Here is a 15,346-nt window from a genome sequence, read left to right as displayed (position 1 = left end):
TTAGTGGTAGGGTTAAAAACGTAGTTTTTGATTTATTTCCGAAATAGCATTAAATTCGTCAATGGTTAAAGTCGGTAAATTAGCACTTTTCCTTTTTTCAATAGCTTGCTCAACCGACAATCCATTATTAATTGCCTCGGTACCTATATCCAAATACATTTTGTTTATTTCTGAGCCTTTCCAGGCGGCGATGCCTTCAGATTTTTTAGTCAAAGATTCTTCTGCTAATAAATTAATTTTATCTAAAATAAGTTTTACTGCTTCACCCACACCTCCCCAACGTCGCCAATCTTCTAAGGTTAGACTTCTAAGCTCGTCAACCGGGCCATAGGCTCTTGGGGTTACCCTGACCTCTTCTATGGGCGGCTGAGGCGCTTCTTCCGGCTCCGGAGCACGATAGATATTTTTAATAGCACCATCTGAGGGCTCGACAATTTTCTGCTCTGGTTCCGAAATAGACGCGGGCTCGACAAGTTCTGTTGGCTTAGCCTCTTCTGTCGGTAAAACATTATTAGCAGCTAGTTGGGAATTCAAATCTTCAATCGAAGCATCAATGTTCATATCGCTTGCTTCTTGTGATTTTATTCCCTGATCGGCTTCTTCGGTTTTATCAGAACCAAATGCCGACGACAAGTCAAATTTTGCCAAAAAATCTTCTGCCGGAGGCTGTTTAATCGGCTCTTCTTCGGATGTTACTATATTTTCAAAAGACGAAGAAACGTTTTCCGGTATTTTACTATCATCAACAACGGGCGCAAGCGAACCTGAAGAAAATTTTTCTTGTTGCACTTCTATATTGTCTGATGTCTTTTGCGTCGATCCAGTTAATAAAGCGTCTTCTCCTTCTTCTAATAATTTGCCTGGCTCTCTAGATAAATCAGGCGTTACTGGATTAATAATTTCTATCGGCGAAGTTAATCCTTCGGCTAGGGCTGGTTTGGTAGTTTCTTTTTGCATGCTTTCTTTTTCTTCGATCCGGCTACCGGCTAAAATATTCATAATTGCCGTAATTTTTTGTTGATCATAACCCATACCGCCCACTTTTTCACCGCGCATTAAAGCGTCGCGTAAGTCTAATTCTTTTCGTACGCCTTTTAAATAAGAAGTAATGAGACCAATAAACCTGGTCTTTAGATTCTCGTCGGTAAAAGACAGGCCGGCCTGTCCAACGATATTTTGAATTATTTTTTCAAAATCAGGTTCTGTTTTTGTCGAGATAACATTATTTGTAAATTCGGATGAATTTGGCAAATTCATATTTTCCAAATCTTTAACGAACTCTTTAGCTTGATTAACTATAGGTGTAACCACTAAATTTTCCTTTATTGTTGACGGCGAGGCAACGGCTATAGCTGCTTTTGTTTCTGGCGTTAATAGCTCTTCTTTTACGAGTCCTTCTTTTTTGTCTCCCTCGATATCATAAACTTCTTTAGCGCCGGTTCCGGTCATTAAAATTACACGACCTTCTCCGGCCTCTTCTAATTCTTCCTCTTCTAGGCCCTCAGGGGTTAAGGATGATAATTTTAGTTTTTCATAAAGAGCTAATAGTTTTTTAATTTTTCCGGCCTCTAAATCCATTAGGGCCGTAAAATTTTTATTTTTAACAAAAAATTCTGCTAATTTTAAACTATCAACCAGCTCAACCCCAACAACCGAATTATATAACTGTAACCAATTGCCAATCGTTCCCTCAACGCTGGAATCTTTTAATTTAATTAATTGACTGGTTATTTTTTCCTTATTCTGCAATAAAGCTTCCTTAATTTGCTTCTTTAGAACGTCGCGATCGTTTAATATCGACATACCCAAGAAAGCTATTTTCAGCGCTTCTTCAATCGGGAAAGTATCATCATTTAGAACGACACTAACATGATTCCTAAACATCTCTATGATTTCTTGGTCGGTTAAATAATTAAATGAATACCATTTTAACATTAATAGCATATCCTGAACTTCCTGAAAAAATCTGGGATCAATATTGCTTAAACTAGGATTTTGTTTCAAAAAATCTTCTAATAATTTTTGATTCTGACGGTATTTTTTAATTAAACCATTATAAAAACCTTCATCTAAAAAAAGTTCCCTTTTCAGCTGATTTAATTTTTCAGAATTAATTAATTCGGAGGCCATGATTTATATAAAATACGAAATTATTTTTCTTCTATAGTCGGCCAATATTGGCCTTGTTTCATCTGCAAGTGTTTAATAACTCCCTTTATCTGTTCAACTGCGCCCTTTCTGCCCTCTTCAACAAACCGTTGCTGCAAATCCTGAAAATGAGCTATAAATTCTGGATGGGAGAAACATGATTCTAACTCGGAATTAAGCCTAGACTTATCTATCTCTGTTTTTAACATACCTAAATCCCTTCTAACGATCTGCTCAATCGTTTGAGTCCAAATCGGGACTCGTTTGCCAGTATTCGGATCAACTCGCTTGCCTATTAACCACCCCCACCAATCTTTACGAAACAAGGTTTCTCTGTCTCGCTTACCTGATTCTATTAAAACAAAGTTTCTGTGTTCCTTGTCGGTAGTAGTCCTTAATTTTCCATTAGTACCCCTTATATAGGCGCCACTAAATTCAAAGGCCGCCTCATGTTTATTCAACATCGTAACGTCGTTTCCAAAAGAATAATGCGCTTGTGCCGAACCGCCAATATGCTTAACAAAATCTTCTTCGATTAATTCTTGAAGTCCCTTATAATTTTGTTCATGCCCCAATTTATCCAGTAATTCATTTAAGTCTCTATTTTCGGTCAATTTCAAAATAATAGCTCTCATTTTAATTAAATCTTTTTTATCTTTGGCTACCTGATATAAAGTAACTAACTCATCAGCATCCTCTATGCCTTGTAAATTTTTCGATTCTTGAGATATAGCGGCGTTTATCGTGGCCTGATCTTCATATGGCATGCTGGTAGGCATAATAACCTCTCCTTCAACGCGCAATTTATCTCTTTTCGTTGATAAATCTCTTAATTGTTTTTGGAGATTCTTTTCGTCTGCCTCGTCAATCTTAACGCCAAATTTCTTACCTATTTTCGCTAATTCGGCCGAAACCTGCTCTTTTTGCTCCGGAGTTATAATAATATTTGCCTCTAAGTCAAGCTGCTGTTTATGGGCTTCTAATGTATCGATTTCTCTTCTTAATTGTTTAATTTTTTCTTGATCTGCTTGATCTGGGTTTTCCTCGGCTTCTGCGGCTTTTAGTTCTGCTCTTTTTCCCTCAAGTTGTGCCCCGGCTTCCCCAGCTTCTTTTGCTTTTTGTTCTCTCCATGCTTGGCTATTATAGTTTTCAAACTCCTCCAGTCGGGCTCGTTTTAAATCAATTAAATCTGTCAATTGATCAATTTTAGCCTGTTTTTTCTCCTCTATTTTTTCTCCCTTTGCTAATTTAGTTCGGTCTTCTTCGGTTAACTTACTCTTATAGACTTCTAGTTCTCTTGCTAACATGCCTATTTCTCCTTCTTCTCCTGTCTCGCCTCCTAATTGAGTAATGCTCTTAGCGATTTCATCGCTGGTAAATCTTCCGTTTATTTTAGCTCTTTGCTCTTCAAGCTGTCTATTAAGCTCAGCAGCTTGATTTCTTTTAACTACATCAACTCCAAACATTCTCTGAACGCCAGCTTTCCATCCTTTTGTAGAAAACATATTATTAACGAATTCCGTTGGCGGACGAAGGAATCGATGCCCCTCCATTTTCTCCATCATTTGAGCGGCTCTTTGACCGCGTACTATTCTTTTACGATTCTCCCAAGCAGCTCTGTAGTGTTTAGGTTGAATAGGTATACCCGTTTTTGCCTCAAATCGTTCCACGGCGCTTTGACCTACGGCTTTTAAGGCCTTGCCGCCCAACCTACCTGGCATAGCCGCAGCGCCGGCGCCGATTTGTTTCATTTTATTAACCGCGTTCATGGCCATACCAGATCCAGCGGCAGACAATTCTTGAGCCATAGCCACCGATCCAACCAACAAAGCAATACCGACCATAAATCCTAAAACATTAGGCGCCTGACCAATATCGGCCACGCCCGCTGCTATTGCATTATTATTCACGCCCACGGCATTTCCTAATAAATCAGTAGTTTTTTGTAAAGAACTTCCCATCTTTAAATGGTTTAACATACCTCCGTCATTCATACTTTGTTGAACAATAGATAGCGATAACCAAATAAAAATCATTAAAACCGGGCCCACGATTACTTGATTGGTAAACTTATCCCACCATCGACTTGCATAAGCATTAGTTCGCGGCAAAATTGTGGCGATAAAAGCAACCGGTGAAAGCATGACCAAAAACCAAAGTATAATTATTCTTAAAAGAACTATTACCGTAACAACAATAAAGATAACTAAACCGACAATAGAAAAAATTAAAGCCAATAAATAAGTAACTGATAATTCAAAAGAATTTATAGTCAAAGGTTTACTAGGATCTGCCGTCATGGAAAGAAGCTGCTTAATACCAATCAATTCGGCAAAGTTGCCTTCGGCCGCGTCTTTTATCGCGTTGACAAAGGTCAACATGACTACTTGCGAAAAATCAATAATAACTCCGCAGATTAATTTCGAAAAATTAACCAACACCGCCGCCAGAACCAGCGCGCCCAACATTCTTTTATAAGAATATTGTTCTCTCTGTAATACTGTCGCAAAAGCAATTACCAAAAGAATTACTATAAATAGCATGTTGCAAAGATCACGAATCAGTCTCCAGCCTATATCAACTACTGGCGACTTCAGAAAATCATTATACTGAGCCAAGCTGACCAAAACTCGAATAACCACGACCATTAATTTACCAATTGCCGCTACCACTGCGCTAGTTATCAATCCGCTAACGGTTAGAGAAAGATGTTCTATACTATTAACTGAAGATTGATCGGCTGGCTCGGCGGAGTCGGCTGCATTAATGACGCGAGGTAAAATGGACAAAACAAAAACGGCAACTAATAAAATTATCAGCCCTTTGCGGAAGTTGATTTTTTTTATCCAGTTAAACTTCATAATTTACTCTTGTTGCTGACCGCTAGTGCTAGGTGGATAAATTATTATTTCTTTGGCAAAAGATATTCCAGGAGTACTAGTACAAGGAGTGTTCCCGACATAAACTCCACCACTACACCAACCCCAATTGTCTCTTACGAAAACCCTGGGCTTAAAAATGCAGGCCCCTCGTTGCGGATCATAATAATCACTATCTTTGGTACAAATATAAAGATGATTAAACTGCCAAAATTGAGTCGCGCAAGCATCATATGAATCTCCAAAATTAGTTATTTCGCAAGTCGCAGGCCCTTGCCCCACACCACCAGCAGGACAATCATTAATATTATTGCAAACTATCGCATCAATACTATCACAACTAACTTTATTATTATTTTTGTCCCTACAAAAACCATCTCGCATACATTTTGTTGGACAAGCATCTTTATGATTTTTAGCAATAATGCTGTTGTTGTCAAAGATAGAGGGCCTACTCCCACCGGTCCAATCTATAGCTATTTCGCGAACTGGCATTTGATTTGCGTCAGCCCAAGCATAAAATTTTATCGCCGCATAATAAGCTTGTTCTCGAACAATATTCAGATTATAAGTATTACCAATTGTTAAACCGGCAATGGGGTTGTTGTTGCCATCGCGACAAATTGACGAAGAGCCATTTTGCTGATTAAAACAAACCGCGGCAACTTTCGGCGCCTTAGTAGAATTAGAATTAATATCCGTCCGATCATCTCCCGAAGAAGATACATAGCTAAAAGTATTTCTGTCATAAGTATATATCTCGAAACTTTTAGCAAATAAATTATTCTCTAGAACATCGCGGTTAGAATAAATCGAATCACTTGCTACCTGTTGCATCCAGCAAGTGCCGGCAGTATTAGTATTAATAAAATTAGTTTTATCCGAATTATAGTTTACTGCGCCCCAAGGCTTACATTGATTAACGTCTGTTTTATTGTCTACCCCTTGTCCGGTATAATTTTTATTTTCATCCATGCTATTTATCTTATTGGTATAGGCTTTGGTATCGCCATTACTTGCTATTCTGGCAATGGTTGAACATCCGCTTTTAAAATCAAACCCTACATCTTCAATCAATCCCCAAAGGGCATCGCCAAAAGTATTACCAGCATTATTCAAATTTAATTCTGCCTTAATTAATCTAGAATCAACCGAACTACCATTAAAACAAACCTTAAAAATAAACTCTTCTGGCGTAGCTCCCGATGGAGTACTGTCTTGAGGTCTAGCAGCTTGTTGATAAACGAAACAATTACTTACGCTATCCCAAGTAAGAGGTTTGACTCCCCCAGAACCACCACCAATATCGCCGCAAGCGCCGCATTTAGTATTTGTACCACCAAAATCACCGCAAACAGTTGCTGAAACACCGCTTATCATTCCTAAAGTAATATTTTGTATGCCGGTGTGCCAATAGGTGAAAGCTTGACTGCCAAAACTTTGATTATTTGTAACGGGCCACGTCCATGTATAGCTTCCTGAAGTTAGCTTAAATCCTTTGTATTGATCCGGGTTTCGTGAATAATAATATGGATTTCTGTTAATATAACCATGCCCGCAAGTATTTACGGCGTCTTGTTGATCTGGGAAAAAACCAACGCCACTTAAAGAAGACGGTGTAGTCGTATTCCCCACACAATACCATTGTCGGCTTGTACTCGGGAAATAACCCGCGCTTTGGAACATATTATTAATGTCCGAATCACCAATACTGCCATTAGCCGGCCACCAGGTTAAACATGCATTAACCTTGTCTAATTTAGTTAAATCAGGCTCCAAGCAAAAGTCTCTTTGACCGTAATTTTTAATAATATTAGATGGTTCTTCACAACGGCGCACATCTGGCTGTCCATCTTCCGGGTCTGGCCCACATTTATCAAGATTATCGCATAATTTCCCCAACATACCAGGATCACCCTGAGTACAGACCTTTTTAGCGGTTAAGTCGGTATCTAGATTAAAATATTTAGTAGCTAACTTATTACCATATTCTGCTTTTTGATAAAAACATTGGCAACCATCTCCGTTGGCATCTTCACAGAAATTAACTTTTGAATAATAATCACCGATCTGATTGGCTGAAATAAATGGCGAATCTTGTTCTGGATAGGCCTGGCAAGTTTTAGGAATGACACAATGTCCGGTCTGACAATCCATTCCTGTCGGACATGATTGCGTTGATGAACAGGTTAAATTATTAACACCATGATCTTGAATGTTGTCCTTATAGGTTAACTTATAGTCAGGTTGATCCGACGTACCATAATTATAAGGAGTTAAAGTATCAACTGGATAAAATTCGTACAAAGAATAACCCGAATAATCCATATCAGCCCAAGAAACATTTCGACTCTTATAAAGAGATTCTGTTAATTGTTGCGGCGTATCAAGAATAAAATTACTACAGCGCTCCTCATCGCCCGAACCGACCAAACCCTGACAACGAATTAGACTGGTACATTGATTTTTATATTCATTAGCCGACTTATCCCAAACCATCTGCCCACCAGCACAGCTTAACCATTCGCCACAAGTCCTATCGCGCTGAACCTTTACGATTGTGTTAGAATCATTATTAAGTATTTGCTGACAAAATCCACCCGGACAACCACCATCATTTAAACAAGAACCGCCCGTATTGGTGCCGTTAACGCAAATTTTACAATATTTACAAAAATCTGTTTCTAAGTTTTCGGGATTAGAACAATCAGCTTGAACTTCGCAATTAATCGGTCCAACGGCCGCATATTGCTTATCTTTGCTTTTATTATAAGTAGCCTTGCTGCTATAAGTCTTAGCTGATTGATTGGTATCGTTAATTAAAATACACCCTTCTTTTTGGCTAACACCTTGGCAAGAAGATTTATCTAATTTGCTGTTATTTAAATAATAATAAGATTTGTTATCTAGGGGATCGGTAAATTTCGTACAACTAGATTGACTGCTCGGACAAAGTCCGGCAAAGCCCAGATAGTTGTTGTCGGTTGTCTTTTTTATTTTATAGAATCCATTAACCGGCGAATCTGAATAACACGGTTCATTGGTACCCTGTTTATACCAGCCATATTCATCTGTTTCGGAAATTTTAGCCTTGTATTCACAAGCCTTATCGCCCGGATCTTTAAAATAAACCGACGTATTAGATCCTTTAGCCATAAATTCTTCGCAAGCCATACCATTATCAGAACATAAAATCGGTTTTTGTGTGTAAAGATCTGGGTCGTTTTTTAAATATTTATCAGTCCAGCCAGTAACTTTATAAGTAATTTGTCCGCCCTGATTAGATGCCGACAAACTTGGCAAACCAAAACGTTCACACCCCTTGTCTGCGGCCGCGCAAGTTTTTTTGCCATCATTAATTAAATATTCAATACTGTCGGCCGGAACCGTATACTTATCATCATTAAAGCTCTGGGCAAAAGGATTTGAAGAATTATGGGTTTCGATCATGGCCTCGCAGCCGACTGATTTTTCCGAACACAAATAACTAAATGTTTTAAAATAATTATCGGCGTTCTCGGTATCTTTATAGGCCGCGCAACCGATCATAAACCCTGGCATATTTTGACCCTGTTCGTTTTTGTCGCAAACTTGCGGCGTAGTCCAAGAATCTTTTATCAAATAAAGACTGCTCTGCGCTTCTTTAAGTAAAATATTATCAATGACAAAACTGTAAGTAACGGGTGCCACATCAGATCTTAAGTTGGGTGTTGCCTGAATTGCTATTTCAATAGTTCCTGTTGGCAATGTAGAAATATAATAAGGGCTGAAGGTTATCAATCGCCAATCATTTACATCTCCCACATTTATCGGAGACGAAACCTGATTACCAGTAATGCCAAAAGAAATATCGCCGGTGATGCCCTTAACCCATAAAGACAATTGATATTCTTTGCCCACAGTAATCTCATTAGATACGTCTTTTGAAATAGTTGTTGCAACTTTATTCGAATTTATAACCTGCGCCGAATGACCGCCGGCATAAATAGAGTCTGTGCTGGAGCGAATAAGAGCGTTTTGCGGCGCCACCTTCCAATCGCCAACACCGCTTTCAAAATCTTCTAAGAAAATTTGCCGAATATTTTCCGCAGCGTTGCCCTTATATTCACGACAACCAACATTAACTCTATTGCAAGTCGTACCCTCGGAAGGAATGGCCATATAAGTACAAATGCCGTTGCTATAACTCATGCCAGGAATGGTCACTCCCGACTGCGTAGTGGTCTGACAAAATTCTTGCGTTACAGCTGTTGTTTTTCGGAGTGGATGGCAATCGTTGGAGCAAGAAATTGTATTTTCATAAAGTCGCAAATAACTGTTGCCACTATTATCAAAGAATTGTTTGCAGCGTGGATTAGAAAAAATATCATCTTCACTATTGCACTCACCCCATAATTTTAATGCATCAAAGTCTGATAAAAATTCATCCGGGCCTAAACCTGCTTCTCCTTGTTTAATAACACCTCTCTTCTGCAAATAATAACGCTTTAATTGATAACCACTGGTGTCAGATCCAACCCAAGTGTAAAAATATGAACAACCATCATCTGGCTTGCGACAGGGTCGAATTGAATTGTAATATTCCTTACCCTCGCCGCCCTGCGAAAACTGATCTAAATTGGTAAACTCTTCACAGCCTGTTTCATTGGCCACACAAGTTCGGGCAGTTGAAGGAATTAAATTAACCGCTAAGACGCCGCTTGAGAAGTTAGTCGCCGATTCCTTAAAAATTTGATAACCAGAACATTCTGCCGGACAACGATCAGCGTCACGAGCCACGGCTGGTAAAGACGGATCTCCATTAATCGGCCGATACATTTCACAGCCAGCTTCATTTTTTTTGCAAGCCAAAACATAATTTGAACAATTCAAATCGTCGTCAGAAGTATTAAGGGTGCCGTCGCTATAACGATTATAACACTTCATGAAGTCTGGCGCTTTTTTAAAATAACTTTGATTTACAGCGCCATAATCTTTATAAGAAGAAACGCTCGTGCCTGGTTCCAATTGAAGATCGTCAAAATAAACAAGGCCCTGAGCGCCAGTGTCGTTTGCAACCTCCCAGCTTAAATTATTAAAATTATAACCATCGCCAACGCGATAAACAAAAGGATAAATCAATCTTTGCCAACCAGAATTTCTAGGAATGATTTTATTATATAAACTCTTCCAACCGCTGTTAGTGCTAACAAAAAGATGAATGTTGTGCGATCGGTTAAGGTCTTTGTTGTTGACCCAAATCGAAATCAAATATGAATTATTGTCGACTAAAAAGCTTGCTAAGTTTGATCCGACCGCTAGTTTCACTCCGCCCCAATCGTCGCGAGCCGAATCAATACCGGCTACAATATTTCCGGTTCGAGCTAAACCACCATCGTTTATAAATTGACTATGTAAGGTGCCGCTATTTGTTTTAGCCATCCAGCCGTCAACGGTGGTGGCAGGAAAAGTTTGTGTGCTTGGATAAATTTCAAAGCTGCCATTAGCTAAAATATTTACACCCGAATTATTACTTAAACGAATAAACTGAGAACAACCTTCAGCCGTAGAGCTGCAGAGCGAAACCTTGTTATTAAAGAAAAGATGATTTGACGGATCGCTATCATCGGTCCACTGTGTACCGACTTTTCTCAAAGAAATTCCCGGCTCTTTACAAGCCCAAGTATTTTCACCGTTGGCCGCTAGGCCTTTAGTAAAACGATCGCAATACCATTTGCAACCAGCATTATTTTGATCGCAACCGCTAAAGTCTAAGGTATTATTTAAATAAGAAAATTGTTGGCCATCTCTAACGCGGGTATAAGTTTGGCAGGTGGCATTTTGGGATTCACAAATATCTCCACCCATCCGCCAAATGTTTTTTTCTTTTGTACAGTAAGCATAGGTATCACATTCTCCCCGATCGTTTTCGTGGATGCAATCTTGCATATCAATACAAATCTCTTGGCGCTGGTTACTGTTGGCCATTGGTATAGCTGAATAAGCAACTGTTTTACATTTCATTTCCGGAGCCTTAACGACCCAATTGGGATCAACTAGATGACAAAACGGCGAAGCAGTGCCGCCGTCACAATTTCCGCTATCATTAACCTTGTTAAATTCATTAACTATTCGCGACAGAGTTATTTTCGCGTCTTCTAATTCGCCTCGATTAATTTTCTGCGCGGCAATTTCTAAACCTACTGGCATGATTCTGTTGCGACGCATTTTTTTGATGTTATTCAAGCTATAGCGAGTTGCATAATCTCGATTCGTATCTTTAACGTTATATCCGCCAACTACCCAATCGCCATGCAAAAATCCCTGATCAATGGCATCCTTAATCGTCATTGATGCTTCGGCGGCGCGAACCAATCCGGAATCAATGGTGCAATTATTCGGCAAGGCATATTTACTATCTGTCGGACAAGCGCTTAACTCAGATAAAATATCTAATTTGTCTCCCCTTTTTAAAACAACGGTCGATAAATCTGAGAACATCGCCCTGGCTTCTTTCTGCCCTGGCGCAGAAAAACCACCGCCAGTCAAATTATTACTAAGATCTGGGTTAAGCTCTGGATTAAGACCGGTGCCGTAAATTACGTTCTTGATCATTTTATTGATCAAGGTGTTAGTAAAAACGCCAACCGCGTCAGCTAGCGCTACGCCAGTCACAGTTTTAATACTGGCCGTTCCTTCGACGACCGACTGGCGAGCAGTTTCACTGACCAAGGTTGATGGAGTTTTTGTTAAACCGGAGATAGCGCTAGTCACGTCGTTAATTCTTCCTTGAAGCAATTGCCAAAATTTAGAATTTTCTACTGCGGTAGTCTGTTTATCAAATAAACTACTGTTTAAACTCAAAGCGACTCCAACGGAACTGCCTTCCGGATTAAACATTTTGCTTAAATCCTCAAGACTGGCTGCAGCGGGAGGCTGAAAATCATCAGGATTAATCTCGTTCATCATCTGTTTTAAACTCATAGCCCAGTCAATGATTTTTTTTGCGTAATCATTAACTCTTTGGGTTCGGAGCGTACACTGTTCAAAATTATTAGAACAACCGCTCTGAGTGGTGTCACAAAAATAGGTTACGCAATTAACATCGCTGCAATAATTTTCTTTTTTATCATAGCCTAAACAAGTTACGGCATAATTGTGCCACCATTTTGCTCCCGTTGGCCCACTCTCATGTAAAATATCAGCGTCTAGCTTGGAACTAAGCCGCTCTATGGTCATTTTAATTATATCTGCGCCCGGGGTAACTTGGTTATTAACTTCTGCTTTAATAAACGCGCTGAATTCATCTTGAATGTCGATTAAATTGCCAATAACTCCTTTATAAGTAAAATTGCCTTTATTATCAACGGTGCCATAGAGTAATTTTTTTTGAGTGGGCGATAACTGACCATCGCCTAAAATTATAGTCCCTAAATCTGATTTATAACCGCCGACCGGGCCTTCGGTAAGATTAACATCAAAATCAATTAATTTTTGTTTTCCCATTTCTCTGGCTCGTTCGGCTATTTGTGACAAAGAACAGCGGGCTTCAGAATTCCAGGTCATTTTTTGATATTTTGGATCAAGAGAAACTAGCATTTGAAAACGAATGGTCGGGTCAATCGGGTCACACAAGCTCTGATTAAGGAAACCGCCCGACTTGGCCGTAGTATCGATGAAATCTCCTAATACGCTATCGCCAAGATCAAGCCAATACTTAGAGCTGCTTAAAAACATCGGCTTCTGCCCCGGAGTACCAGTAGCTAAGTACTCAGCGCTTTGTTGCGCCATCTGACCTAAAACTAAATTCAAAGAATTTCGATAAGCAACATAGCCGGCAGTTTTTAACGCTTCGCCGATTTTTTCTAAAATGTCTTTCACAAAATCATGCGGATTTGTCACCACCCATTGAGCCTTGGCAACTTGAGGATAAAACAAAACCGGAGTGAATATTGAACAAAATATGGTCAGTAAAACTGCTCCGGTAATTATTTTAAATTGAAAATTCTTTTTAAGTTGCATAATCTACTACGAATTTACAAATCTAGGACAAATATACAAATCAATTAATTTCTAATTACCAGCCTCTAATGATATTTCTATTTCTGCTCGCTTAGTGTTTGTAAAAAAATTATTTGAAGAGCTTGATCGTCGATTTTATTTAATTCATCGGCGTTCATGCCTCCGGAAATTAATAATTGCCTAATCTCCTGGGGAGTTAAAGCTTGTAAAGCGGTAATTTGGTCAGCAGATAAACTAGCGCCGGCCAATGAAGTCGTCGATTGTTGGGATTGATCTTGTTGATTTTGCTCGGCGGATTTTGGATTTATACCAGTTTCCGCCTTAGTCTCATTATAAAGCTGAATTAACGTTTTGTCATCCAGTTTATCCACAACGTCTTGGCTTAAACCCCCTTTATTTATTAGCAAATCTCGGATTTCTTGTGGTGACATGTCTGGCTGATTTAATTCTTGATTTTGTTGTAAATTTTGAAACGTTTGCTCTAGATTTGTCTTCGAACTTTGTTTGTTTAAAGGTGTTGATTGCGGATCTAAAGGATTACTTGTGGCCAAAATTTCATCAGCATCAAAATATCCGTCGCTATCAGAATCGGCTAAATAAGCCGAGGTTTTATAAACATATTGTTCTTGAAAATCGGTTAAACCGTCACTATCCGTGTCGGTAGTTTGCGCTTGAATCAATAAATTTTCAACGTCTACGCTCGCTTGTTTTGTCTTGTTTTTTTCAAATGGTCCTCTGATTAAGCTTTTAAATTCAAAATAACTGCCAACAATAAAAATTAGGGTCAAACCAATTAGACCGATTAATAAAAAATTTGTTTTAGCCGATTTTTTATTCATAAAAGCAATGAGAGCTTAAATAATTTTTCCCATTGTTCCAAAGATAATTCCTGAGCTCTAACCTTGGGATTAAATTTTAACTCTCGCCAGACACTTTCTCCGTCGGTGCGAGAAAAAATTTCTTGTTTTATTAAATTACTAATTAAATATTTTCTCGGCGAACAAAATCCCGCTCGTAATAAACTAAAAAATTTCTTTTTGTCAATTTGTCTATTCGTCCTAGACCCGTTCGTCCAGCAAACGGGACGGACCAGGGTATTTGATTCTTGATTTGTAGTAGTAATTTTAATAATAGCGCTGTCAATTTTTGGTTTGGGCCAAAAATTATTTTTTGAAACTATTTTTACTATTTTAGGCCGTCCATAGAATTGCACCATGAGCGATAATAAATTTTCTTTCGGCGGTAAGCTGATAATTCTTTGCGCCACTTCTTTCTGCAACATCAGAATTAATGATTTTGGTTTCCTGTCGCTATCTAAAAACTTTCTTAAGATTGCGCCGGTAATATTATACGGTAAGTTGGCAACTAATTTATAATTTTTTAATTTTAATTTTTCTAAATTAATTTTCAGCGCATCATCGCCGACTAATTCTATGTTTTTACTGTAAGTAAATTTTTGTCTTAAAATGGTCAGTAAATTTTTATCAATTTCTACGGCAACCACCCTTCCTGACCGTTCGGCTAATAGCTCCGTCAAATAACCCAAACCTGGGCCAATCTCTAAAACTGTATCATCTCTTTGAATATCAGCCGCTTCAATAATTTGCCTATAAATCAAAGGGTTTATTAAAAAATTCTGCCCTCTTTCCCGCCGCGGCTTTAAGCTATAGGCTGAACAATAATTTTTTGTATCCGATAATAATGACATCAAGTTATTGTTGAGCTAAATTAAATACTTTTTCGTTTTTATCCAAGAATTCCGGCTTTATCTTTTCGCTAATTGCTCGCCAAATCAATTCTTTTTTTATCGGTAAGGCATTCTCCTTAACTAAAAAGCCCAACATAAAAGTGTTAATCAATGATAAACTCAAATTATTTTCTTTTAAAATTTTATCGGCGGGAATTGAGTGCAACACACATGAAAATTTTTCTATTTCTTTTTTTATTTTTTCACTCTCACCGTTGTCTTTTGCGCAAGGATCGGGATTAAAATATTTATTATTAGTTAAAATTATCGTTTTATTTTTATTAGCATAATAACAGGCACGCAATGTTTCTAATAATTCTAAACCAATAATAATATCTGCGTCAGCCTGTCTTATTAGCGGTGAAATAATTTTTTTACCGAACCGCAAATGACATTCCAGTGATCCGCCGCGCTGAGCCAAACCATGTAGCTCAGCCTGCTTAACGTCATAATCGGCTAATTGAGCCGCATTGGCTAAAATCTCTGCCAATGTCAAAACACCCTGCCCGCCATAGCCAGAGATAATGACGTTAAAAAATTTCTTATCGTTAAGATTTTCCATTATTTAAAT

The 15,346-nt window shown here is 38.5% G+C and carries 6 protein-coding genes; all 6 read right to left on the bottom strand.

Annotated elements, in window-relative coordinates; translation table 11 throughout:
* Window positions 1–12 precede the first annotated feature (12 nt).
* Window positions 13–2,130 (bottom strand): hypothetical protein, encoded by a 2,118-nt coding sequence (locus tag PHV78_03100; protein MDD5396209.1) that lies wholly within the window; start codon window positions 2,128–2,130, stop codon window positions 13–15.
* Between the two features lie 20 nt (window positions 2,131–2,150).
* Window positions 2,151–5,009, bottom strand: a complete 2,859-nt coding sequence (locus PHV78_03095; GenBank protein MDD5396208.1) for a hypothetical protein — start codon at window positions 5,007–5,009, stop codon at window positions 2,151–2,153.
* A gap of 3 nt (window positions 5,010–5,012) precedes the next feature.
* Complete coding sequence (locus PHV78_03090; protein ID MDD5396207.1) at window positions 5,013–13,028, bottom strand: hypothetical protein; 8,016 nt, start codon at window positions 13,026–13,028, stop codon at window positions 5,013–5,015.
* Between the two features lie 77 nt (window positions 13,029–13,105).
* On the bottom strand, window positions 13,106–13,867 hold the full coding sequence (locus PHV78_03085) for a hypothetical protein (GenBank protein ID MDD5396206.1): 762 nt from the start codon (window positions 13,865–13,867) through the stop codon (window positions 13,106–13,108).
* Window positions 13,864–14,736 (bottom strand): 16S rRNA (adenine(1518)-N(6)/adenine(1519)-N(6))-dimethyltransferase RsmA, encoded by an 873-nt coding sequence (gene rsmA / locus PHV78_03080; GenBank protein MDD5396205.1) that lies wholly within the window; start codon window positions 14,734–14,736, stop codon window positions 13,864–13,866. The genes PHV78_03085 and rsmA overlap by 4 nt, the downstream gene beginning before the upstream one ends.
* A gap of 4 nt (window positions 14,737–14,740) precedes the next feature.
* Window positions 14,741–15,337, bottom strand: a complete 597-nt coding sequence (locus tag PHV78_03075) for an indolepyruvate oxidoreductase subunit beta (GenBank protein ID MDD5396204.1) — start codon at window positions 15,335–15,337, stop codon at window positions 14,741–14,743.
* Window positions 15,338–15,346: the final 9 nt, after the last annotated feature.

Source organism: Patescibacteria group bacterium, from assembly GCA_028715115.1.
Classification (GTDB): Bacteria; Patescibacteriota; Patescibacteriia; order UBA2591; family UBA4787; genus JAQUSN01.
This window is presented reverse-complemented; position numbering and strand designations above follow the sequence as displayed.

Bases quoted from the DNA above. Each gene is read 5' to 3' on its own strand.
- PHV78_03100 (MDD5396209.1), bottom strand. From the start codon at position 2,130: ATGGCCTCCGAATTAATTAATTCTGAAAAATTAAATCAGCTGAAAAGG.
- PHV78_03095 (MDD5396208.1), bottom strand. From the start codon at position 5,009: ATGAAGTTTAACTGGATAAAAAAAATCAACTTCCGCAAAGGGCTGATA.
- PHV78_03090 (MDD5396207.1), bottom strand. From the start codon at position 13,028: ATGCAACTTAAAAAGAATTTTCAATTTAAAATAATTACCGGAGCAGTT.
- PHV78_03085 (MDD5396206.1), bottom strand. From the start codon at position 13,867: ATGAATAAAAAATCGGCTAAAACAAATTTTTTATTAATCGGTCTAATT.
- rsmA (MDD5396205.1), bottom strand. From the start codon at position 14,736: ATGTCATTATTATCGGATACAAAAAATTATTGTTCAGCCTATAGCTTA.
- PHV78_03075 (MDD5396204.1), bottom strand. From the start codon at position 15,337: ATGGAAAATCTTAACGATAAGAAATTTTTTAACGTCATTATCTCTGGC.